We start from the raw sequence: 22,409 nt of genomic DNA, 5'->3' as shown, positions 1-22,409 counted from the left end.
CTATCCGCTATCAGAGTGCACCACCGGCGCTGGCCGATGGCTTAGTTAGTGGTTACTGACAGTAAACCCTGAATCTTCGATTTGTGCCAGCAAAGCTTGCAACGGATGGCGCAATTCGGTGTCAGCGAAGCGCTTGCTCTGGCAGCGGCAGGAGTAACCGGTGGCGAGAATGGTACTGGTATCACCGCTCAGCTTGGGTGCCCAGGACTGTTGGAAAATTGTGCGCGAGGTTTCGCGATTCGCCATTTCGTGACCATAGGTGCCGGCCATACCGCAGCAGCCGGCGGCCTGGGTATTGAGCTGTATACCCAGCGCGCTGAATACCTGCTGCCACTGGCGGGTGGAGCCGGCGGCGTTGGATTGCTCGGTGCAGTGCGGCAGCAGGGTAAAGCTGCCGGATTGCAGGCGATTTTTGTTGGTGGCCAGATGCTCGGTGTGCCCGGACAGCCACTCCTGCAGCAGCTGCACCTTGGGCGCCTTGTCGCCCAGCAGTTTCTGGTACTCCGCGCGGTAGGTCATGGTCATGGATGGGTCTATGCCCACAAGCGGCACACCGCTTTGCGCCAGGCTGTTCAGCATGGCGCTGTTGCTGGCCGCAGTATTGGCGAACTGGCGCAGGAAACCGTGCACATGCAGCGGCTTACCGTTGGCGCGAAACGGAGCCACCAGTGGGTTGAAGTCCAGCAGCTTGAGCAGGCGCAGGGTGTCGGCAACCACCTCCGCGTCAAAATAGCTGGTGAAGGCATCCTGTACGATCACCACGGCTTTGGCGCGCTGGGCGGGCCCCATGGCGCTCAGGCTGGCGCGGCTGGCGTAGGGCACACCCAGCTCACGCATCGCCTTGTCCAGGCGGGTAGCGGAGATGGACGGGGAGTCCACCAGGCCCAGCCCCCGCTCCATTACCCAGCGGATTGGCTTGAGTTTCAGCGGCCAGTTGTACACCTGCGGCACGCGCGCCAGATGCGGCATCATAAATTCGAGGCCGCCGACAAAGTAATCTTTCACCGGGCGCAGGTAGCGGCCGTAATACAGCTCCAGAAACTTGGCGCGGAAGGTGGGTACATCCACCTTGATGGGGCACTGGCCGGCACAGGACTTACACGCCAGGCACGCCTGCATGGATTCGTTCACCTCGTGACTGAAGTCGTATTCACCGCGGGCCTTGGCCAGACTGTTCTTGAAGCGCCCGGGCAGGCCCAGCAGGAATGACTTTTCGCGGCTTTTGCGCGCTTCGGTTTCCGGGTCGATGGATTGCGCGGACAACAGGCGCAGCCATTCGCGGATCAGTGATGAGCGGCCTTTGGGTGAATGGATACGGTTGCGCGTGCCCTTGTAGGAGGGGCACATGGCGTCGTCTGGGTTCCAGTTAAAGCAGGCGCCGTTACCGTTACAGTAAACGCCTTCGGAATACCCTTCCCAAACCTGTACCGGGATCTGCCGATCGTTCTCGCCGCGGGTGGTGACCTCATCAATTTTGAGCAGGCCGGAGGCGGCATTGGGGGTAGCGATTTTCCCGGGGTTCAGCTGGTTGCGCGGGTCGAACGCCGCCTTCACCTTTTGCAGTTCCGGGTACAGTTCACCGAAGAACTCCGGGGCAAACTCAGAGCGCACGCCCTTGCCGTGTTCACCCCACAGCAGGCCGTTGTATTTTTTCGCCAGGTCCACCACTTTTTCCGTGATGATACGTACCTGTTTGGCCTGTTCTGGATCCTTCATGTCGATGGCCGGGCGCACGTGCAGTACCCCGGCATCCACATGCCCGAACATGCCGTAGGCAAAACCGGCATCGTCCAGCGCCGCGCGGAATTCGGCAATAAAGTCCGCGAGGTTTTCTGGTGGCACCGCGCAGTCTTCTACAAACGCAATCGGGCGCTGTTCGCCTTTGGCATTGCCCAGTAGGCCCACCGCGCGTTTGCGCATGCCCCAGATCTTGTTCACCTGTGCGTGACCGCGGGCAATGGTGTAGCCGAAACTCTTGCCCGGCTGGCCGATTGCGCTGTCGACATGGGCGGTGAATCTGGCCAGTGCCGCATCCAGTTCTTCTTCAGAATCGGCGGTGTACTCCACCAGGTTGACGCCTTTTACCGGCCGTTCATCCTGAGGGAAATACTCGCTCACGCTCTCCCACACGATGTCGTCCATCGCCAGTTGCAGCACCTTGCTGTCCACGGTCTCGATGGAGGTGGGGCCGGCCTTCATCAGGTCGGTGGCGTCTTTGAGTGCGTCCTGGAAGTGATCGTAATTGACGTTTACCAGTGCGGCGCACTTGGGAATCTTGAGCAGGTTCAGTTTGGCCTCGGCGATAAAGCCGAGGGTGCCTTCGGAGCCGCACAGAATGTTGTTGAGGTTGAAGCGGCCATCTTTCTCCCGGTCGCGGATATGCGCCAGGTCGTAGCCGGTGAGGCAGCGGTTGAGCTTGGGGAACTTGGCCGCGATCAGGTCGCGCTTGTCGCGCTCGATACCGTCCACCAGCGTGTGGACACTGGCGGCGCGGCTTTCCTGCGCGGTAATTTCGTTGAGGACCTCGTCGTCGATGGCATGGGAGTGCCACAGTTCGCCGCCCATCAGTACGGTCTTCAGTTCCAGCACGTGGTCGCGGGTCTTGCCATAGAGGCAGGAGCCCTGACCGGAGGCGTCGGTATTGATCATGCCACCGATGGTGGCGCGGTTACTGGTGGACAGCTCCGGGGCAAAAAACAGCCCGTGAGGCTTGAGTGCGGCATTGAGCTGATCTTTGACCACACCGGTCTGTACCCTTACCCAAGCTTCCTCGACGTTGATCTCGAGGATCCGGTTCATGTGCCGGGAGATATCCACCACGATGCCGTCGGTCAGTGACTGGCCGTTGGTGCCAGTGCCGCCGCCGCGCGGGGACAGCACCACCTTGTGGAATTCCTCGCACTCGGCCAGTTCCATCAGCAGCTGCAGGTCGTGAATGTCCCGCGGGTACACCACCGCCTGTGGCAGGACCTGGTAAATGGAGTTGTCGGTGGAAAGCACTGTGCGGCTGGCGTAGCTGGGGCTGGCGTCGCCATGAAAACCACGCCGCTTGAGCGTCTCGAGAAATTGCAGGTAAAGCGCCTGTACTTCGTTAATTTCGCGCAGTGCTGGAATCATTCCGGGCCCCGGGGTCTGGTAAGACGAGTGTCTGTACACACGGTACAACTAATGAAGGACTGGCATTTTAGCGACGGTGGCGGCCTGCGCAACAATTACCGGCTGTTCGCCGGCCTGAGCCGGATCGTTTTGCGCAAAATCGTCGAAAACACGCGAAATCTGTGAAGAATTTGCGCGACGGGCCGATGGCTGATGAATTATCGGTCAGTAAGATGGGAATCCTTTGCGGGTACGCCCAGCGGTGTGTACCTTAATCTGAACAGGGTAGCTGGTCGTATAGGTCTACATGGCGTTGGGGTGCGCATGCGCCCGTAGTATGGGAGGCACAGCCAAGAATGAATTTCTCGCGAAAAATTCCGGTGGGGATCAGCCAGTGTGCGATGGGCGATGCCGTGCGATTTAACGGCGGTCACAAGCACAGCAAGGTATGTACCGAGTTACTTGGTCAATGCTTTGACTATGTGCCATTGTGCCCGGAGGTGGCCATTGGCATGGGGGTGCCGCGCAAACCTATTCATCTATTGGTAGAAAAGGACGGTGCTCCGGTGGACGCTGTGCGGGTGATCGGTGTCGACGATGCCAGTGTGGATGTGACCGCGCCGTTGCGGGATTACGCCGACTCGGTGGTGCCGGAGCTGCAAAAAGTGCGCGGTTACATCTTTATGCAGAACTCACCCAGCTGTGGCTTGCGCGGTGTGCGTCGGTATCTGGCTAACGGTCATGGTATCGACAGCGAGGGTGTCGGTGTATTTGCCCGCCGTCTGCAACAGCAGTTCCCACATTTGCCGATGGAAGAAGTCGGCCGCCTGAACAACAACGAGCTGCGTGAAAACTTTCTCACCCGGGTATTCGCCTATGACGCCTGGTTTCGTTACGTCGAAAGCGACGGGAGCGAGGATGCAGTGGCGCAGGGTGACGAGGGCAGCGTGGACAAAAATAGCGGCGATAAGCGTCCCGGTATTTCCGGCAGGCCGCTGTCTTTCCTTGCGCGGGTTATCGAGTTTTACACCGCATATAAATATCTGCTGATGGCACATCATCAGGACAAGACCCGTGCACTGGGCAAGGTGCTTGCTGACGCCAAGTCGATGAGTGAGGCGGAGCTGGCATTTGAGGTGCGCGGGCGCATTATGGAGATTCTTTCCCGGCCGGCCTCACGCAAAGATAAGACCAACGCTTTGATGCACAGTGCCGGGCACCTGAGCGAGTTCCTGGATAAGCGTGAAAAGGCCGAGCTCAAAGATTTGATCGAAGACTATCGGGTGGGGCACAAGCCGCTTTCAGCAGTCCTGACCTTGCTCCGTCATTACCTTCCGCGCAGCCCCCACAGTTTTATCCACAGCCAGGTGCTACTCGCGGCAGAGCCCGCAGAGCTTGGTCTGTGTGATTTCAGCTAGCCCAGGCATACCTGTGAAAAACATCCAAAGAGGCCTGATGTGGTTGCGCAACGATTTGCGCATGGCGGATAACACTGCCCTGTACCGCGCCGCGAAAAGCTGTGATGCGCTCGCCGTGGTATTTATCGCCTGTCCAAACACCTGGGCGAGCCATGGCGACGGCGACAATGTAGTTGCCATGCGGCTGCGCTCTTTGCGCCAGTTGCAGGCGACGCTGCAGAAAAAAAATATTCCGCTGTATTTTCTTGAGGTGCCGACGTTTGGTGACGTCCATGCTGCGCTGGCGCAAATTGCGCAGAAGTTGCAGATAGATGCGTTGTTTGCCAATGCGGAATACCCGGTAAACGAGCTGGCGCGCGATCACTCGGTAAAAAGCGCGTTGGGCAAGCTGGGCGTTACGGTTGAGTACTTCACCGACCGCACCTTGATTCCGCCGGGTAGCCTTACCACGGGCAGTGGCGACGGCTTCAAAGTATTTACCCCATTCAAGCGTGCGTTTATTTCCGCCCACAGCAATAGTGGCGAGGCTTTTGGCAGCTTGCCCACACCGCGCACACAGCCTGCAGATCACCTGTCGCAGTGGCCGGAGTGGATTGCACTCGATGGCGAACACAACCTGGTGCGCAGCATTCCCGATACGCTGACTGGCTATGGGGTGGCTGCCGGTGGCGAAGGGCGGGTGCTGGATTGGCCGGTGGGAGCGGTGGCCGGCGCGCGCACGCTGAAAAAATTCGCCGACATAATTGACGACTATGAAGAGTGGCGGGATTTCCCAGCGCGCGAAAACACATCGCGGCTGTCACCCTATTTAAACTGTGGTGCAGTTTCCGTACGTCAATGCGTACAGCTGGCGGTGGCGCACAACGATGGTCGCTGGGATGGGCCGAGCAAGGGAGCAACGGTCTGGCTCAGTGAAATACTGTGGCGTGAGTTCTATCAGCACCTGGTGGTAAATTTCCCCCGGGTATGCCGCAATAAACCGTTCAAGCCCGAAACTGAAGCGGTACCCTGGTCCGACCGAGCCGAGGATTTCGAGCGCTGGTGTGCCGGGCAAACAGGCGTGCCGATTGTGGATGCGGCGATGCGACAGCTGAATCAGACGGGTTGGATGCACAATCGACTGCGTATGGTGGTCGCCTCCTTCCTAACCAAAAATCTGCTCACAGATTGGCGCAAGGGTGAGCAATATTTTATGCAGCAACTGGTGGACGCGGATTTCGCTGCCAACAATGGTGGCTGGCAGTGGGCGGCATCCACCGGCACCGATGCAGCACCTTACTTTCGTGTGTTTAACCCCTATAGCCAATCGAAACGCTTTGATCCCGAGGGTGCGTTTATTCGCGCGTATATTCCGGAGCTGGCGGAGGTGTCAGACCGGGATATTCATTGCCCGCCGCAAGATCTTTTTTCCGACCACAGCTATCCACCGCCCATTTGCGATGTGACTGAATCGCGAAAAATCGCGATTGAAGCTTTCGCTAACTTGAAGAAATAGTAAACCTCTGTTTTATTCCCTATATCTCTGCGCTTTTGTCGCCGGAGAGATTGCGCTCGCGATACAGAATCTTCTGACGGATGTGTTGCTAAATGCACTATAAAAAAATGGCCAACTTTGCGCTGTTTGTTGCCGGGTGGTGGGTGGCCTTACTCGGTGGCAATGCCATGGCATTAATTGCGCTATTTGTGGTGCTTATGCTGCACTTTTTTATATGGCGCGATATTCGTGATATTTTTCTGATTCTCGGTTTTATTTTCTGTGGCTTTGGCGTCGAGTGGGCGTTTATGTTGTATGGCGTACAGGAATATCAATCCACTCTGCCGCCAGCCTGGGTGATCTGTATCTGGGCGATGCTGGCGACCACCGTACGCTATTCCCTTTCCTGGCTTATCCATAAACCGCTGCATGCGGCGCTTGCGGGCTTGCTTATTGCGCCGGTGTTTTACCTGAACAGTGTCTACTTTGGCCCGGCGGGCTGGGGGCGGCCGGTATGGCAGTGCCTGTTGAGTATTGCCCTGGTGTGGAGCCTGCTGGCTGCGCTGATCAGTGGGGTGCTGGCGCCGCTGGTCAATCAGATGGATGCAGTGGAAAACCGTGTCGGCTGATCATCGCAACAAGAAATTCCTTTCTCGCGATTAACCTATACTTGCCACGAAATTTCGCGGAGGTAAGGAGAACCCAGTGCGGCGAGACACAAAGGATTTGGGTGCTGGCAACGTTGGCAGGGCGAGTTTGGCGACGTCGATTGCCCTGCTGTTGGGGATGGGAATCGTTGCAACGGAGGGGCAGGCCGAAGAGGCGATATACGGTTCCCTGATCGTATTTGGCGATAGCCTTTCCGATAACGGCAATGCCGGCGTGTTTACCTCCGAAGACCCTCAAGGAATCTATCCCCGCCAGCCCGCGGTATCCTTTCTCGCGGATATGCTTGGCGTGCCCAAGGAAAATTCCTGTTTTGGGCTGGGACCCGCATTCGGTGGCCCTATTCCCTGCGCGCCGGCGCCCGGAACCATCGATCAGCAGCTGCAGCAAATTGTGGACTCTGTGTTGACCAACGGCCCCAACTGGGCGGTTGGCGGCAACCGAACCGCGGATGTGTTGCTGGATCTTGTTGGACCACAGCAATTCCGCGTGCTGTTTCCCGACACCACGGTGGCGGATCACAATACCCTGACCACGATATTGCCGGACTCCAGTCGTTGCGGGCCCGATGGCATCTGCAACCCGGCACAGGGGGAGAGCCCCTACCTCAGTCCTGCCGAGGTGGCGGCGGCCGTCGCTGCATTTAATGACCCGGCTGCCCTGCAGGCGCTGGTGGACGATCCCAACAACAATATCACCTTGACTGGCGTGCCCTTCGCTACTGGTCAGGGTTACCTGCCGCAAAATGCGGTATCGCCCAATAATCTTTATTTTCTGAATGGCGGTGCCAACAACATCTTGAATGGTGTGAGCACCGGCACCATCAATTTTGATTCGATGACGCGCGCGGCAACGTTTCTTTCGACCGCCGGCGGTGTGCTCAAGGCATACGGTGCGAAATACATCGTTATGACCAACACCCCGCGTATTGGTAACACTCCTGCGATCAATGTGCAGGGGCAGGCGGCGATCAACTATGCGAATCTCGGCACCGAAATATTCAACGATCGCCTGCGACGCCAGGTAAATGCGATCGGCAACATTTTGTTATTGGATATGGAGGGGATACTCGAGCTTGCCATCGCAGACCCGACGGCGTTTGGCTTCGCCAACATTGACCAGAGTGCGTTTTGCTACGAAAACTGCGCAACACCGAGCCCAATTTACGGCGCGAACGGTACCAATCCCAATGCGAACTTGCTGATCTTCGATGACGGTGTCCACCCCACGTTGGCGGCTCAGCGGATGCTGGCGGACTATTACTATCAAACCCTGACCGCGGCGATTCACTTCGGTGTGTTGCCGGATCTCGGTTATGAAAACATGCGTCAGCACCGCATTAATATCGATCATCATTTGATATCCCAGCGCTATCGCGATCCAACGACCACCGTATTTTTTGGCGCCAGTGTCGGCCACTCAGAGCTTGGGGTGGCGCCTGCGGTCAATGACGAATATCCGACCTGGGATGGCTTTCTGGGTATGAGCTTTGCCGGCTTCGATCACCTGGAGTGGGGGCTCAGCATGTCCTATGGGGGCAGCGAGTACGAGCCGACCGATCTCTTTTTCAAGGCGCGCAGTTTCAACTTGAGTGCCTTCGCCCGCTGGGATAACGAACTCTTTTTCCTGGATGGCGGTGTGACCTTCTCGGACATCGATTATGACGATATACAGCGCACCATACGCATCGGCAATAAATTCCGTCATCGCCTCGATGGGGACACCGATGGCGAAGGCTACAGCGTATTCCTGCGCGCCGGTTACGATACTGCGCTGCAGGCCTGTGGCCATTTGGGTCCCTTTGTGTCTTTTGAATGGACCGAGGTGGATGTGAATGGCTTCCGCGAGCGCACGGCCGACCGGTTGACCTACACCGGCTCCTGGGGCCAGCGCCTCGATCCTCTGGGCTTGTGGGTACACGGACAGGACAGGGAATACCTGCGGTCGAAACTGGGCTTCTTCTATAACGGTGACGATGTCGGGGAGTACCAGTGGTTCGGCGAGTTCTGGCTCGAACATACTAGTGGTGATGACTACGCGGACCTGGGTATCGGGGTCAATTCGATCTTCAATAACTGGGCGCGGCTGCCGTCCTATCGCAGCGACAACACTGGCATCTTCCAGAACGGCGTAGGCGCTATGGTCGGTGTCAGCATCAATGAGAAGTTGCGCATTGCGGCAGATGTACTGGTACGGCCAGATGACGCGGTGGGCGGATTGAGTCTGAATTATCGGTTCTGACGTGTTGGGAGGGGGCGCAAGGTCCGGCCTGAGCGGGAAATTTGTGACCCTCCGCCCCTGGATAGGGAGTCATTTCCACAACGCCGCATAATCTGCGGCAGCGGCGGCGAAAAAATCCGGTTGCTGCGAAATCGGCTAGGCCGAAGCGGCATGGATTACCCCATCGGTTGTTAAGTTAGCGGTATCGATAACAACCGAAACCATGGATCTGAAGATGTACGCTCCGCGCTTTAGCAAATTGAGCCAGGCCCTCCACTCCGCCGATGCCGACGTATGGGCAGTGAGCGACCGCGCCCACCAGCTGGCAGACAAAGGTGAAGATGTAATTTTCTTGTGTGTCGGAGATCCAAACTTCGACACCCCCGAGCCGATCCTGGATTTCGCCCGCGCCCGTCTCGGTGTAGGTCGCACCCACTATTCTCCCGCTGCCGGTGAGCTTGTGCTGCGCCGCGCGATCGCCGATATCGAAAGCAAGGTGAGCGATCACCCATGTAGCCCGGACGATGTGGTGGTGTTCCCCGGCGGAACCAATGCCATTTTCGGGGTGCTGTCGTGCCTGCTGAATCCTGGCGAACAAATCGTGATTCCCGAACCCATGTACATCGGCTATGTACCGATCACCGATGCATTACAGCTGGACGTGAAAAAGGTGTCCTGCCCTGCGGACAAGGGCTTTGCCTTTGAAATTGAATCCATCAAGCAGGCGATTGGCGAAGATACCCGCGCGGTGATGATTAATACCCCGGTCAACCCCACCGGCGCCATGGCGACCCCGGAACAGCTGCGTGAGTTGGCGGCTTATTGCCGCGAGCGCGGTGTGTGGCTGATCTCCGACGAAATGTACTCGATGATCACCTTTGCGCGCCGCCATACATCCCTGCGCACTGCTGCGGAGAAGCTCGATAACGTGGTGGTGATTGACGGCTTGTCCAAGTCCCACGCCATGAGTGGCTGGCGTCTGGGTTGGGCGGTGGCACAGGGTGAACTGGTTGAGCGGCTGATCGAATACGCCGGCGCGACTATTTTCGGTTGCCCCCAATTCATTCAGGAAGCCGCGGCGTTTGCGCTGGAATTCGATACCTACTTTGTAAAGCAGATGCGCGACGCCTACGAGCGCCGCCGCGACCTGATTGTGGAGCGTATCGGCAAGATCCCAGGGCTGAGCTGTTACTCGCCCGAAGCGGGCATGTTTGTAATGGTGAATGTTTCCGCCGTTGCCCAGGATGGCGAGGCGTTTGCCAGCGCTTTGCTGGACGCGGAGCGCGTGTCGGTGTTGCCGGGTAAGCCGTTTGGCCCGAGTGCGGTAAATCATGTGCGCCTGACTCTGGCAGCGGATGAGGCCGACCTCTCGCGGGCGCTGGACCGCATAGAGCGCTTTGTGGTCGGGGGTTGCCTGAAAGCGGGATAATAGATCGTGGGATAGTAGAAGGCGGGATCACAGCGAGTTGCCGATCATGTGTTTCGGTGTCGTGTATTTCCCGCTATGCTGTTTCGAAGTTGACCTTATTTTAAAAATCAGTCGATAGCATTTGCCGTGAAAATTGATCGCCACAACCTCAAAATCCTGGAAGTCCTGCAGACCAACGCGCGTATCAGCAATCTGAACCTGGCGGATCAGATTGGTTTGTCGGAAAGCGCCTGTCTGGCGCGGGTAAAGAAACTCACCAGTGAGAAGTTTATTCGTGAGTACCAGGCGGAGGTGAACCTCGATAAGGTGCGTCACGCGGAGTTTTATGTAAACGTCGCGCTCAAACGCCAGGACGCGCGTACTAGCGAGAGCTTCCGCCGCGCCATCAACAAGATTGAGCAGATTGTTTCCTGTGTGAAAATGTCCGGTGAGTTCGACTATATGCTGCGGTTTGTGTGCCCGGACGCCGGGGACTTTAACCGGGTGTCGGAGCAACTGCTGGCAGATGAAGATGCCGCTATTACCCGCATGACCTCACATCTGGTGATTGAGAAAACCAAACCCTTCAACGGTTACCCGCTCGAGCTGTTGTTCCAGGACTAGTTATTTCAGAACTCGTTGTTGTTGGACGAGCAAAACACCATCCAGCCAATACCGCGCTTGGCTCAGGCATCTGCAAATCAGATCACCAGAGCAATGGTTCGATCCACCAGCCACAGCGCGGAGACTCCCCCCACCAGATAAGCGACCGGTAGTGCACTGGCGACGCTTGCCGAATGGCCAGTGCGGACTTCCCATTGGTGCACGCTGGGCAGCTTTCTGAGGGTCAGCATCAATATGCTGACCGCGACAATGAAGGCCAGTTGGCCGGCCTCTACGCCCAGGTTAAATACCGCCAGCGACAGGGGGATTTCGTGGGCGGGTACGCCGATGTCGGACAGTGCCCCGGCGAAGCCAAAGCCATGCAGCAGGCCGAATGCGAAAGCCACCAGCCATGGCTTGCGAATCGCGAGGGTGCTGCGTCCCTCCAGTTTGTGCAGAATTTCCACCGCGATAAACACAATGCTCAGGGCAATCACTGCTTCCACCGGCCCCTGTGGGATCGACACAAGCCCGAGCACCGATGCCGCCAGGGTAATACTGTGGGCAAGGGTGAAGGCGGTGATGGTGGTAACCAGCTGCTTGGTCCCGGTGACCAGCACCATCAAGGCCAGCACAAACAGCAGGTGGTCGATTCCCAGCAAAATATGTTCAACCCCCAAAACAAAGTACATGTTGGCAATCTCCTTTTTGCCCGCTTTGTTTTCTACCCGCATTTGCGGGCTATCCGGCAATAGGCGCGCCACCTGCTCGCGCCCATCCAGCCATTGGATTCGTACCAGAGCATCTGTGAGGGTGTTTTCCAGGCCGTCGATTGTGATGGTGCTGTCTACAAACCCGTTCGGATGGCTCGCGCGCCAGCGCTCCACGTAATAGCCGCCGGCAAAAAGTGCGGTGGGCAGACTTCGAGGTTGGCTTTGCTGGTCAAAAACCACATCCAGTGACAATCTCAGGTCGCCCTGAGCCGGCACGCGCCAGGTCACGTTGAACTCTCCCGGAACGACTTCCTGCAAGGCCAGAGCCGCAGGGCGCAACTCGTGCGCGTGCAGCGAGAGTGACATCAGCAGGATGAACACCGCAAGCAGGCTTTTCACTGGCGGGCTACCTCCCCGGCGGTGGGCTCATCTGTACTTATTGAACGGTTCTGTGCTGACGCGGATTCGGCAGTGGGCGATAGCGGCGCAATGGATACGGTGTATTTGTCCCGCAGGGTTTGATACTGGACATGCAGTACGTCTTTGCGTTCTGCCTCCTGCCAGTCGCTCAGTACCTGATCGCGGATCTCAGTAAACGCAGGCTGCACCTCGGGTACCAACTCGGTAATGCGCACCAAATGCTCGCCGTAGGCAGAGGTCAGGGGGCCGGTCCATTCGCTGGTGGGCAGGTCGACGAGCTGCAGGGAAAAGTCGCTGCCGAAAACCCGGTCTATGCGGTCCGGTGTTACCGATTCGAATTGGTAATCCAATAGCGAGCGATCACCGAGCTTGCGCGGGTCGCGCCCGGCGGTCAGGCGGGTGAGCACGATACGGGCGTCTTCTGCGACTTCGGCGCGCTTATCGCTGTCGAGAAAAATCTGCTCAAAACTGTATTGCGCCGGGCTGGTGTATTCCTGCAAGTTCTTCTGATGGAATTGCTGCAGTATCTGCTCGGACGGCTCGATGGCGTCTACCAGATCTTTTGCCAAAAACTCCATCTTGGTACGCAGGCGGCGACGGATTACGGCGTCGTTCTGGTCCAGCCCCATATTCAGCGCTTCCCGATAAAGCACTTCTTCGCGTACATACTCGTCGATCAGGCGTTGCAGTTCCTGGTCGTTGGGCGGGCGCTGCCAGCCCCGTTCAAAGATCGAGGAAATATTGCGAATGCGCGCCTCACTGATGACGATCTCTTCTTTAGGGGCGAAGCTGCCACTCTGAAAAATACTGCTGACACCAAAGAGTAGTGCCCCGATCAGGGCAAACTGGAAACTGGGATCCTTGATCCAATGCAGCTTCATCTATGAGCTCCAACTTATTGATGTTATGGCGTGGCAACAGATAAAACTAATTGAGAGAAAATTCTCACAAAGTAGAGGATAGTGCAGGTTTGCGTATTCGGCTGGGAAAATCGCGGAGGGGGATTGGCGTCGCCTGCTGAAGGCACAGGGTGAGATGGACAGCGAGAGGTAATTGGAAGAATTGGCCGCCAGCGGGTTGTTTTTGTTGGCGGTGGAACCTACGCGGAAAAGCTGTTGCGACAACTTTTCCGCGCACGTAATCAGTGGGTTTCGTTATTGGTCACTTACCGCCACGGCAGGCTTTTCCGCCTCGTCAGCTTCATTTTTGTACTCGTCAAACCAGTACAGAATGGATGCTACCTTCGCGATCAATTGACTTGGCCGCGCGGCGATGCCGTGGGACGCACCGGGAATGCGTACCATTGCCGTGGGCACCTGGCGCAATTTTAATGCCTGGTAGAACTGTTCCGTCTCGGATATGGGAGTGCGGTAGTCCTGTTCGCCGGTCAGCAGTAGCGTAGGGGTTTCCACGTTGCCCACGTACGTCAGTGGAGAGCGGCGTCGATACTCTTCCGGTTTTTCCCAGGGCATGCCTGAGAACCAGTACTTGGTGAAAAAGCGCGAGTAGTCAGCAGTGAGCACGAAGCTTTCCCAGTTGATCACCGGCTTGGCAACCACTGCTGCGCGGAAGCGGTCAGTCTTGCTGATTATCCAGGCGGTCAAAGTGCCGCCGCCGCTACCGCCGGTAACGTACAGCTGGTCTTCATTGATATAGCCTTGGCTAATAAGCGCATCGACCCCTGAAATCAGATCGTCGTAGTCCTGACTGGGATAATTGTGATGAATCAAGTTGGCGAATTCGTGGCCGTAACTGGTAGAACCGCGCGGGTTGGTATACAGCGTGACGTAACCGGCTGCTGCAAATAATTGAATTTCGGCGGCAAAACGCGGCCCATAGTTGGCGAAGGGGCCACCGTGAATTTCCAAAAGTAGGGGATATTTTTTCTCCGGATCAAAATTCGGTGGGTAGGCGACCCAACCCTGAATTTCCCGGCCGTCGTAACTCGACTTGTAGGTAATTTCCTCCACCTGAGCCATATCTCTGAACGGCAGCAAGTCGCTATTCAAACTGGTCAGGACCTGAGGCTGACGCCCGGAAGTGATTGCGAGTTCCGCAGGTTGCATGCCATCGGTGTGGGTGTAAATTACTTTGCCAGATGCTGAAACATCGAAGTGCGCGCCGCCATAAGGTCTTCCCAATGAAAGCCCGCCAGCATCTTTTGCCACAAGCTTCTCACTACCGTTTAAACGCGTGATCGCAATCTTGGTACTGCCGTAATCATCGTAGGCGTAGGCGATACGCTTGCTGTCACTGAGCCATCTGAACTGGTTCACACTGCGATCAGTAGCGGTTTCGATTACGCGTGTTGTTCCCTGGCTGAGATCGAGCACGTTGAGTGCAACATTGTGGTACCCCAGGTGTTCGTCATCGTATCCGAGATAGGCGAGATATTTGCCGTCTGGAGAAAGGCGCGGTTCGTAGTCGGGGCCGTAGCGTTCGGTCACCGGCTGGATATCACCGGAAGTGAGGTTGGCTTTATAGAGTTCGGAGTTCCCTGGCTCCAATTCATGGTCAGGGTTGCGATTGGCTGAAAAGTAAATGGCGTTGCCATCAGGGGCCCAGCTGAGAGTGCCTGAATGATTAAATTCACCGCTGGTGATCTGTCGCGGAGTGCCGCCTTCCCGCGGCAGCACGAATATCTGGGAGTGCCCCTGTTTCAAGTAGCCCCTGCCGTCGGCGCGATAGGTTGCACGGTCGATAAATACGGGTTTGTCTGCCCAGGTTGCCCCCTTGGGCGGAGTTGGGAGTTTGACGGGAAGCGGCTTGCTCTCTGGCACAAACATGGAGAAGGCCAGCATCGACCCGTCTGGTGACCAGGTGAGTCCGGCAGGGTAATGCGGGAGATGCGAAATCTGCAGGAAGTGACCATTATCCAGCCATAGCAAATGGATCTGTGCGGACCCGCTACGATCGCTGACAAATGCGAGTACTTTGCCGTCTGGAGAAAGCTGGGGTGAACTGTCGCTATATTTCCCTGCGGTCAGAGGTCGGTGGTCGCTGCCATCCGCGCCAATGCGCCAGAGGTTGGAGCGTTTCTTGTCCGCCATCTTATCCATAAAGTTTCGGACATAGAAAATGGTCTCGCTGTCGTTACTGAACTGTGGCGAGCTGGCGTATTCCAGGTTGAATACGTCGTCGTAGGAAAATTTAGCTGTTTCCTCCGTGGCGAGAGCTGGCGTAGCAAGTAGCGCCGCCGAAATAAACTGTGCGAATCGGTTCATGGAGTCTGGCCCAAGTTCTGAAATCTAAATCGTAAGAGTTACGGGGCGTAGAATACCTCAGGTCGGAGAGCCTCAGATAGATAGGCAGCGGGGGGTACTGCCTACTCGCTCAATTTGGCTGGATGATCGGTCATACATGGAGACATGTGCTGTCGGCGGATGAAATCTGCCGCAAATGTAGTAAATGGCGGGATGGTGAAACTACACTGAACGCTGAAGTGGTTTTTGGCGCAGTATCAACAGCAACAAAAGGTTATGGTGATGAAGCTTGCGACAATCTGTTCCGTTACTTTATTCGCCTGTGGAGCGGCTCTGTGTAGTCAAGCAATGGCGGATAGTGTGGAGGAAAAGTACAAGAAGTCCTGTCACATCTGCCACGATACCGGGGTGGCCAATGCGCCCAAGGTACACGATGTTGAAGCGTGGAAGCCACGCCTGGACAAAGGCATGGACACCCTGGTCAGTTCGATTAAAAATGGGCTTAACGCTATGCCGCCGGGTGGTATGTGTGCCGATTGCAGCGATGAAGACTATAAGGCGCTGATCGAGTTTATGTCCAAACCGAAACGGTAAGCCGGTTGGTGGGTATTTTGCGTAGCCTGCCGGCTGCGTTTTTTTCCACGCCGGGATTCGACCGGGGTGGAAATAGAGAGGGTTTGCAGGAGCCTGAACTACAGGCGAAGTGGTGACTGGGCTAATTGCCTGTAGAGCAGGTCCTGCAGGATTCAGTGTGGCCTATCCGGCGTCAGTTGGCGTAAGCCTAAGCAAAATTATGACGGTTTTTTGAACAGGGTCGGATCGGTTCAGCGACGCAGCCGTCAGGTGGGCAGGGCGTCTCGCCGGAATTCCGTTGGTGTCTTCTCGTGCCGGCGCTTGAATGCTGCGTTAAACGGACTGAGCGAACGGTAGCCGATATCCAGCGCAATACTCAGCACCGGCAGGTGCGCCTCATCCGGGTCAGCGAGCCGCTGGCTCGCCTCGTCAATACGGTACTGGTTCAGGTACTCGTTAAAATTCCGAAACCCCAGGTGTTTGTTGATTAGTGCACGCAGCACGTGCTCTTTTGCGTCTAGCTGTTCCGCCAACTCCCGAATGGTCAACCCGGTGTGGCGGTAACCTCCCGCTGCCATATGCTCCTGTAGACGCGCCAGCAGTTCGCGTTGGTGCTCGTCCAGTGGCTCTGGCGTTTTCTGCGGTGTCTCATCAACTTCGGGCCCGGTACTTGCCGGTGGCAAGGAGTCTTCAAGTGCTTTTGGTGAAAGGGATAGCAGCCAAAAGCAGGCCCCAAACGCCAGCAGGGTCGCAGTCACTGCGTGCAGGGTGGGAATCCCCGCAGGTGTTGGCAAGAAGGAAAACAAAAATTCCGCGCACACCACGATGAGCATGTAACCGCCAATGGCAATCAACAGTGCGATACGTAGCTGACGGCGCTCGGCGACCAGGTCGGACTGTAATTGCTGCAGTAGCGTCGCCAGTCCCGCGCCGATCAGGCCGAGCTTGAAGGGTTGTGCGGACAGGTAAAAGAAATGGTGCAGGTTGAGCTGGCTGGCAAAATCGATTGCGAGCCCCGCGGCAATGATTCCCCAGCCCCACTTGGGAAACGTCTCCTGATCACTGCATAACTGGTGGGTAAAGAGCCAGAAGGCACCGGGAATCAAAATAGTGGGGAGAGACACCAGCAAGCGGACGTGGAAGTCCTGATTACTGAGCAGCGGTGCGAGCAGGTAGCAAAAAATACCCAGCAACAATACAACCAGCCAGCGGCTATCTCTGCGTTTGTGGCCTATGGAAATCCTGACCGCGGCCAGCAGCAGCAAACCGCAGGCTGCGCCGGTAAAAAAGCTGTACGCCATGGATCAGGTACCTCTTCCCGTGTGCTTTTATTTTTCTCGATTCCTGGATGCCGCCGCGTGTCAGCGCCAGCGATCTACCCAGGCGTCCAGGACCTTGCGGCTGTAGGTGTGGCGACCGTAGCTGCCGTTGTAGTAGGCCAGTGCGTTAGGCATATTGCCTTTGGCTTTTTTGATGTAGTGCTTGAGGATGGTGCAACCGTAGCGAAGGTTGGTGTCCATATCGATCAGGTTATCTTCCGGGCGGCCAATTTCATTTTTCCAGAACGGCATTACCTGCATCATTCCCTGTGCTCCTACTCGCGACACGGCGTAGGGGTCAAACGCACTTTCTATCTGAATAACCGCCAGCACAATTTCCGGCTGCAGGCCCGCGCGGGTGGCTTCCCGGTGGATGGCCTTCAATACGTGCATGCGCCGCTCGGGATTTTTGATGTAGCGCGCCAGCGGTTGCGATTTTGCCATCAGCCACACTTCCGCATCGAAGCGATCGACAAACGAGTCAGCTTCGGTCACTGCGCCTTTCAGGGCCGCGAGCAGCTGCGGGTCCGCCTCCTTGGATTGGGCGGAAACCGTGCTGCTCAGCAGGCACAGCAGACAAAGCTTGAGTGTGGCGAGGGCAAGTCTCATTAGTGCGGGATTTTCTCGAGCAAAATATCCAGGATCTGGTCTGCAGAGAACTCCTGATTCTCGGAGTCCCGGCGACCTTTGTACTCGATATTACCTTTTTCCAGACCGCGGTCGCCAATCACGATGCGGTGGGGAATACCCATCAGTTCCACATCCGCGAGCATGCCGCCCAGGCGTGCCTTTGGCTCGTCCATCAGCAATACATCGATACCTTTCGCGGTCAGGGTCTCGTAAATGTGCTCGCATTTCTGCTGCACGGTTTCGCTCTTGTGCATGTTGATCGGCACAATTGCCAGCTGGAAAGGCGCAATGGCTTCGGGCCAGATAATGCCGGCATCGTCGTGGTTCTGCTCAATCGCGGCGGCAACCACCCGGGAAACACCAATGCCGTAGCAGCCCATGGTCATGACCTGCTCCTTGCCGTTTTCATCCAGTACCGCCGCATTCATGGCTTCACTGTACTTGGTGCCCAGTTGGAAGATGTGGCCCACCTCGATACCGCGCTTGATTTCCAGGGTGCCCTGGCCGTCGGGGCTGGCATCACCGGGAACCACATTGCGCAGGTCTTCCACACGGCCCAGCGCTGCGTCGCGCTCCCAGTTCACTCCGGTCAGGTGGTAGTCGTCCTTGTTGGCACCGCAAACAAAGTCCGCCAGGTGTGCCGCGGCACGGTCGACGATGACGTCAATCTGCATGCCCACCGGGCCAAGCGAGCCGATGCCGCAACCCAGTTCCGCGGCAATGCGCGCTTCCGGGGCGAACTCCAGCGGGCTGGCAACACCGGCCAGTTTCTCGGCTTTCAGTTCATTCAGGTCGTGGTCGCCGCGCAGTACCAGCGCGACCAGCGGCGCTTTGCCGCCTTCTTCTTCGGTTTCACCCAGAACGATCAGGGTTTTCACGGAAGTATTCGCGGCAATGCCGTAGGCCTCTTCCAGTGCGGCGATGGTCTTGTGTCCCGGGGTGTGCAGTTCTTCCATGGTCTTGCTCGGCGCGGGGCGCTCGCCGGCGGGAGCTACGGCTTCTGCCAGCTCAACGTTGGCGGCGTAGCGGCTTTCAGAGGAGAAGGCGATGTCGTCTTCGCCGCTCTGCGCCAGAACGTGGAATTCATGGGAGTGGGAACCACCGATGGAACCGGTGTCCGCCAGTACCGGACGGTAATCCAGGCCGATGCGGTCGAAGATACGGCAGTAGGCACCGTGCATCACATCGTAAGTTTCCTGCAGCGACTCGGCGCCGAGGTGGAAGGAGTAGGCGTCCTTCATGGTGAATTCACGCGCGCGCATTACCCCGAAGCGCGGGCGGATTTCATCGCGGAATTTGGTCTGGATCTGGTAAAAGTTTGCCGGCAGCTGTTTGTAGCTGTTTACCTCGGTGCGGATCAGGTCGGTGATCACTTCCTCGTGGGTCGGGCCCAGGCAGAAGGCGTTGTCGTGGCGATCCTGAATACGCAGCAGTTCCGGGCCGTACTGCTGCCAGCGGCCGGACTCTTCCCACAGTTCCGACGGTTGCACCACCGGCATCAACACTTCCAGTGCACCTGCGCCGTTCATTTCCTCGCGTACGATGCGCTCCACCTTGCGCAGTACGCGCAGGCCAGTGGGCAGCCAGGTGTAAAGCCCAGAGGAAAGGCGGCGGATCATGCCGGCACGCAACATCAACTGATGGCTGATGACTACTGCGTCATTCGGAGTTTCTTTCTGGGTGGCGATCAGATAGCGGGATGCGCGCATAGTGCTTTCTTAGTTCTGTGTGTGAAATTGTAAGGGCGGACATTTTACGCTGCAGGATGCCCTTATTGGTAGGGGGAGTCATAAACAGAAAACCCCGCAGAAGCGGGGTTTTCGTGGCTGAGAAACGCGAGGATTAGGACTCGGCCATTTCCTTCATCTTCTTCAGCGGGCGAATTTTCACCTGAATGCTCGCAGGCTTGGCCTTGAACACGGTCTCTTCGCCGGTGAACGGGTTGATGCCCTTGCGCGCTTTCTTGGCCGGCTTCTTCACGGTGGTGATTTTCATCAGGCCCGGCAGTGCGAATTCGCCAACTGCGCGCTTCTTGATGTGGCCGTGGATCAGATCGTTCAGCTCGTCCAGAACAGACTGAACCTGCTTGCGGGACAGCTCGGTGTTCTCGGCGATCTGGTTCAGGATCTGAGTTTTGGTGTACTTGTCTTTGATCGCAGTCACTTTCTTGGCCGGAGCGGCCTTGGCTGCTGCTTTCTTGGCTGGAGCCTTCTTGGCTGCTGCCTTCTTGGCGGGGGCTTTCTTAGCTGCTGCTTTTTTCTTCGCGGCCATCGTTAGCTTCCTTCTATATAGGTGTTTATTCCAGTGAAAGTGTGTGTACAACAGGCATAACCGAAGTACTGAGCTGAAGTATATCCAGTTTTTTTCTGCGCGCACCGGGTTAAATCAGAAAAAAAGTGCTTTTTTTTAGGGTTTTGGCTGAAAAATGGCCCGTAAATTGTCAGTGCGCGGTACCGATCGCCCTCTTTGGACTGGATTGCGCTTTCCCGCCTGTTGGCAGCTTCTTCCTATGCAGGTGCTCATGTATAATCTGCGCCCCTTTATATCCAGTGAGATCCGGATTAGAGCCATGCCGATCTACGAATACCAGTGCAAGGCCTGTGGGCACCAGATGGAAGCCCTGCAGCGTATGAGCGATGCTCCGCTGACCGATTGCCCAGAATGTAACAAGGCGGAATTGAGTAAAAAGATCAGTGCCGCCGGATTCCGCCTCAAGGGTGGTGGCTGGTACGAAACCGACTTCAAAACCGGCAGCAAGAAGAACCTTGCCGGTGATGCCGCCAAGCCTGCCGGGAAATCCGGTAGCTCGGAAGCCAAAGCAAGCTAAGAAAGCGAATACAAGACGATACTACTAAGGGAATAAGACTCCATGCGCACCGACTATTGTGGCGCCCTGCGATCCGCCGATATTGACCGCGAAGTAACCCTGTGTGGCTGGGTAGACCGCCGCCGCGATCACGGTGGGGTGATCTTTATCGACCTGCGCGACCGCGATGGTATTGCCCAGGTGGTCTTCGATCCCGATGCGGCAGAGCATTTCGAACTCGCCGACCGTGTGCGCAGCGAATATGTCCTCAAGGTTACCGGCCGTGTGCGTGCGCGTGCCCCGGAAGCGGTGAACCCGAATATGGTCACCGGTGAGATCGAGGTGTACGGTCTGCAGCTGGAAATTCTCAACAGCGCAGAAACCCCGCCCTTCCAGCTGGATGAGCACACCGCGGTGGGTGAGGATGTACGCCTTAAGTACCGCTACCTCGACCTGCGTCGCAACGAAATGCAGCACAACCTGCGTTTCCGCTCCAAGATTACCAACGCCATCCGCAATTACCTGGATGACGAGGGTTTCCTGGATATCGAAACCCCGATTCTGACCCGTGCCACCCCGGAAGGTGCTCGCGATTACCTGGTGCCCAGCCGTACCCACGGCGGCAAGTTCTTCGCCCTGCCGCAGTCGCCGCAGCTGTTCAAACAGTTGCTGATGGTGTCCGGTTTCGACCGCTACTACCAGATTGCCAAGTGCTTCCGCGATGAAGACCTGCGCGCGGACCGTCAGCCGGAATTCACCCAGATTGATATCGAGACCGCGTTCCTGGATGAAAACGCGATCATGTCGATCACTGAAAACATGATCCGCAAGCTGTTCAAAGAGCTTAAGGGTATCGAGCTGGGCGAGTTCCCGCGTATGCCGTTCAGTGAGGCGATGGCGAAATTCGGTTCCGACAAGCCAGACCTGCGTATCCCGCTGGAACTGGTCGACATCAAAGACCTGATGACCGAAGTGGACTTCAAAGTGTTCTCCGGTCCGGCCAATGATCCGAAAGGCCGGGTGACCGCACTGAAGGTTCCCGGTGGCAATGACAAACTGACCCGCAAACAGATTGACGACTACACCAAGTTTGTCGGTATCTACGGTGCAAAAGGTTTGGCGTACATCAAGGTCAACGACAAGTCGGACCTGGAAGGCGGCTTGCAGTCTCCGATCGTAAAGTTCCTGCCGAACGACGTGCGCGGTGCAATCCTCGAACGTCTGAACGCCGAAAACGGCGACCTGATCTTCTTCGGCGCCGATAAGGGTAAGATCGTTTCCGAAGCGCTGGGCGCTCTGCGCTGCAAGCTGGGCGAAGATCTCGACCTGTACGTGGCCGAATGGGCGCCGCTGTGGGTTGTGGACTTCCCGATGTTCGAAGAGAACGATGACGGCAGTCTGACCGCATTGCACCACCCCTTCACCGCGCCGTCCTGTGCGCCGGAAGAGCTGGAGAAGAACCCGCTGGAATCTCTGTCCCGCGCTTACGATATGGTGCTGAACGGTACCGAACTGGGTGGTGGTTCCATCCGTATCCACGACCAGTCCATGCAGGAGATGGTATTCCGTGTGCTGGGTATCGACGAGCAGGAGCAGCGCGAGAAGTTCGGCTTCCTGCTGGACGCGCTGAAGTACGGTGCGCCGCCCCACGGTGGTCTGGCCTTTGGTCTCGACCGCCTGGTGATGCTGATGACCGACAGCGAGTCGATTCGCGACGTGATTGCCTTCCCGAAAACCCAGAGCGCGGCCTGTGTTATGACCGACGCTCCGGGTGCGGTGGATGCCAAGCAGCTGCGTGAGCTGAGCATTCGCCTGCGTCAGAAAGAAGAGCAGGTAGGCTAACGTATTCTGTGCTGCCTC

17 protein-coding genes are annotated in these 22,409 nt (G+C 57.0%); 9 read left to right on the top strand and 8 right to left on the bottom strand.

Translation table 11 applies throughout. The features are described 5' to 3' along the window. Positions 1-45: 45 nt before the first annotated feature. Positions 46-3,117, bottom strand: a complete 3,072-nt coding sequence (locus Mag101_RS13925) for an FAD-binding and (Fe-S)-binding domain-containing protein (protein WP_077406256.1) — start codon at positions 3,115-3,117, stop codon at positions 46-48. A gap of 335 nt (positions 3,118-3,452) precedes the next feature. Between Mag101_RS13925 and Mag101_RS13920 the strand changes: the two genes are divergently transcribed. From Mag101_RS13920 to Mag101_RS13895, 6 genes are all read left to right on the top strand, one after another. After that, positions 3,453-4,514, top strand: a complete 1,062-nt coding sequence (locus tag Mag101_RS13920) for a YbgA family protein (RefSeq protein WP_077406253.1) — start codon at positions 3,453-3,455, stop codon at positions 4,512-4,514. Between the two features lie 37 nt (positions 4,515-4,551). Next, positions 4,552-6,009 carry a cryptochrome/photolyase family protein gene (locus Mag101_RS13915; protein ID WP_077406250.1) on the top strand — a complete coding sequence of 486 codons (1,458 nt, stop codon included), beginning with the start codon at positions 4,552-4,554 and terminating at the stop codon, positions 6,007-6,009. Positions 6,010-6,101: 92 nt separating this feature from the next. Further along, a complete protein-coding gene (locus tag Mag101_RS13910; RefSeq protein WP_077406247.1) occupies positions 6,102-6,617 on the top strand; it encodes a DUF2878 domain-containing protein in 516 nt (171 codons plus the stop codon). Between the two features lie 76 nt (positions 6,618-6,693). After that, complete coding sequence (locus tag Mag101_RS13905; RefSeq protein WP_077406244.1) at positions 6,694-8,895, top strand: autotransporter outer membrane beta-barrel domain-containing protein; 2,202 nt, start codon at positions 6,694-6,696, stop codon at positions 8,893-8,895. 202 nt (positions 8,896-9,097) lie between these two features. Then, a complete protein-coding gene (locus Mag101_RS13900) occupies positions 9,098-10,303 on the top strand; it encodes a pyridoxal phosphate-dependent aminotransferase (protein WP_232325032.1) in 1,206 nt (401 codons plus the stop codon). Between the two features lie 126 nt (positions 10,304-10,429). Beyond that, a complete protein-coding gene (locus Mag101_RS13895; RefSeq protein WP_043317624.1) occupies positions 10,430-10,906 on the top strand; it encodes an Lrp/AsnC family transcriptional regulator in 477 nt (158 codons plus the stop codon). A gap of 77 nt (positions 10,907-10,983) precedes the next feature. Here Mag101_RS13895 and Mag101_RS13890 read toward each other — a convergent pair whose 3' ends face one another. The 3 genes from Mag101_RS13890 to Mag101_RS13880 form a co-directional block, all read right to left on the bottom strand. Further along, a complete protein-coding gene (locus tag Mag101_RS13890) occupies positions 10,984-11,997 on the bottom strand; it encodes a HupE/UreJ family protein (RefSeq protein WP_157520386.1) in 1,014 nt (337 codons plus the stop codon). Continuing rightward, positions 11,994-12,899 carry a peptidyl-prolyl cis-trans isomerase gene (locus Mag101_RS13885; protein ID WP_077406241.1) on the bottom strand — a complete coding sequence of 302 codons (906 nt, stop codon included), beginning with the start codon at positions 12,897-12,899 and terminating at the stop codon, positions 11,994-11,996. The genes Mag101_RS13890 and Mag101_RS13885 overlap by 4 nt, the downstream gene beginning before the upstream one ends. A gap of 273 nt (positions 12,900-13,172) precedes the next feature. Then, the gene (locus tag Mag101_RS13880) at positions 13,173-15,242 is read right to left on the bottom strand and encodes a S9 family peptidase (RefSeq protein WP_077406237.1); all 2,070 of its coding nucleotides are present in this window, start codon (positions 15,240-15,242) and stop codon (positions 13,173-13,175) included. 261 nt (positions 15,243-15,503) lie between these two features. Between Mag101_RS13880 and Mag101_RS13875 the strand changes: the two genes are divergently transcribed. Then, positions 15,504-15,815, top strand: a complete 312-nt coding sequence (locus Mag101_RS13875; RefSeq protein ID WP_077408340.1) for a c-type cytochrome — start codon at positions 15,504-15,506, stop codon at positions 15,813-15,815. A gap of 245 nt (positions 15,816-16,060) precedes the next feature. Here the strand turns inward: Mag101_RS13875 and Mag101_RS13870 are convergent, their stop codons facing one another. From Mag101_RS13870 to Mag101_RS13855, 4 genes are all read right to left on the bottom strand, one after another. Then, the gene (locus Mag101_RS13870; protein WP_077406234.1) at positions 16,061-17,095 is read right to left on the bottom strand and encodes a helix-turn-helix transcriptional regulator; all 1,035 of its coding nucleotides are present in this window, start codon (positions 17,093-17,095) and stop codon (positions 16,061-16,063) included. Between the two features lie 60 nt (positions 17,096-17,155). Beyond that, positions 17,156-17,722: a lytic transglycosylase domain-containing protein gene (locus Mag101_RS13865; protein ID WP_077406231.1), complete on the bottom strand. Its 567-nt coding sequence runs from the start codon at positions 17,720-17,722 to the stop codon at positions 17,156-17,158. Further along, positions 17,722-19,452 carry a proline--tRNA ligase gene (locus tag Mag101_RS13860; protein ID WP_077406228.1) on the bottom strand — a complete coding sequence of 577 codons (1,731 nt, stop codon included), beginning with the start codon at positions 19,450-19,452 and terminating at the stop codon, positions 17,722-17,724. The genes Mag101_RS13865 and Mag101_RS13860 overlap by 1 nt, the downstream gene beginning before the upstream one ends. Positions 19,453-19,585: 133 nt before the next feature. After that, a complete protein-coding gene (locus Mag101_RS13855) occupies positions 19,586-20,014 on the bottom strand; it encodes an HU family DNA-binding protein (RefSeq protein WP_010131025.1) in 429 nt (142 codons plus the stop codon). Positions 20,015-20,312: 298 nt separating this feature from the next. Here Mag101_RS13855 and Mag101_RS13850 point away from each other — a divergent pair, with 298 nt between their 5' ends. Next, positions 20,313-20,570, top strand: a complete 258-nt coding sequence (locus tag Mag101_RS13850) for an FmdB family zinc ribbon protein (RefSeq protein ID WP_077406225.1) — start codon at positions 20,313-20,315, stop codon at positions 20,568-20,570. Between the two features lie 42 nt (positions 20,571-20,612). Next, the gene (gene aspS, locus Mag101_RS13845; protein ID WP_077406222.1) at positions 20,613-22,391 is read left to right on the top strand and encodes an aspartate--tRNA ligase; all 1,779 of its coding nucleotides are present in this window, start codon (positions 20,613-20,615) and stop codon (positions 22,389-22,391) included. Positions 22,392-22,409 lie beyond the last annotated feature (18 nt).

This window comes from Microbulbifer agarilyticus, from assembly GCF_001999945.1.
Taxonomy (GTDB): Bacteria; Pseudomonadota; Gammaproteobacteria; order Pseudomonadales; family Cellvibrionaceae; genus Microbulbifer; species Microbulbifer agarilyticus_A.
Note: the sequence above shows the minus strand (reverse complement) of the source record. Positions and strands in the feature narration are given on the sequence as shown.

Coding starts and splice junctions, on each gene's coding strand:
- Mag101_RS13925 (WP_077406256.1), bottom strand. CDS start 3,117: ATGATTCCAGCACTGCGCGAAATTAACGAAGTACAGGCGCTTTACCTG.
- Mag101_RS13920 (WP_077406253.1), top strand. CDS start 3,453: ATGAATTTCTCGCGAAAAATTCCGGTGGGGATCAGCCAGTGTGCGATG.
- Mag101_RS13915 (WP_077406250.1), top strand. CDS start 4,552: ATGTGGTTGCGCAACGATTTGCGCATGGCGGATAACACTGCCCTGTAC.
- Mag101_RS13910 (WP_077406247.1), top strand. CDS start 6,102: ATGCACTATAAAAAAATGGCCAACTTTGCGCTGTTTGTTGCCGGGTGG.
- Mag101_RS13900 (WP_232325032.1), top strand. CDS start 9,098: ATGGATCTGAAGATGTACGCTCCGCGCTTTAGCAAATTGAGCCAGGCC.
- Mag101_RS13885 (WP_077406241.1), bottom strand. CDS start 12,899: ATGAAGCTGCATTGGATCAAGGATCCCAGTTTCCAGTTTGCCCTGATC.
- Mag101_RS13880 (WP_077406237.1), bottom strand. CDS start 15,242: ATGAACCGATTCGCACAGTTTATTTCGGCGGCGCTACTTGCTACGCCA.
- Mag101_RS13875 (WP_077408340.1), top strand. CDS start 15,504: ATGAAGCTTGCGACAATCTGTTCCGTTACTTTATTCGCCTGTGGAGCG.
- Mag101_RS13870 (WP_077406234.1), bottom strand. CDS start 17,095: ATGGCGTACAGCTTTTTTACCGGCGCAGCCTGCGGTTTGCTGCTGCTG.
- Mag101_RS13865 (WP_077406231.1), bottom strand. CDS start 17,722: ATGAGACTTGCCCTCGCCACACTCAAGCTTTGTCTGCTGTGCCTGCTG.
- Mag101_RS13860 (WP_077406228.1), bottom strand. CDS start 19,452: ATGCGCGCATCCCGCTATCTGATCGCCACCCAGAAAGAAACTCCGAAT.
- Mag101_RS13855 (WP_010131025.1), bottom strand. CDS start 20,014: ATGGCCGCGAAGAAAAAAGCAGCAGCTAAGAAAGCCCCCGCCAAGAAG.
- Mag101_RS13850 (WP_077406225.1), top strand. CDS start 20,313: ATGCCGATCTACGAATACCAGTGCAAGGCCTGTGGGCACCAGATGGAA.
- aspS (WP_077406222.1), top strand. CDS start 20,613: ATGCGCACCGACTATTGTGGCGCCCTGCGATCCGCCGATATTGACCGC.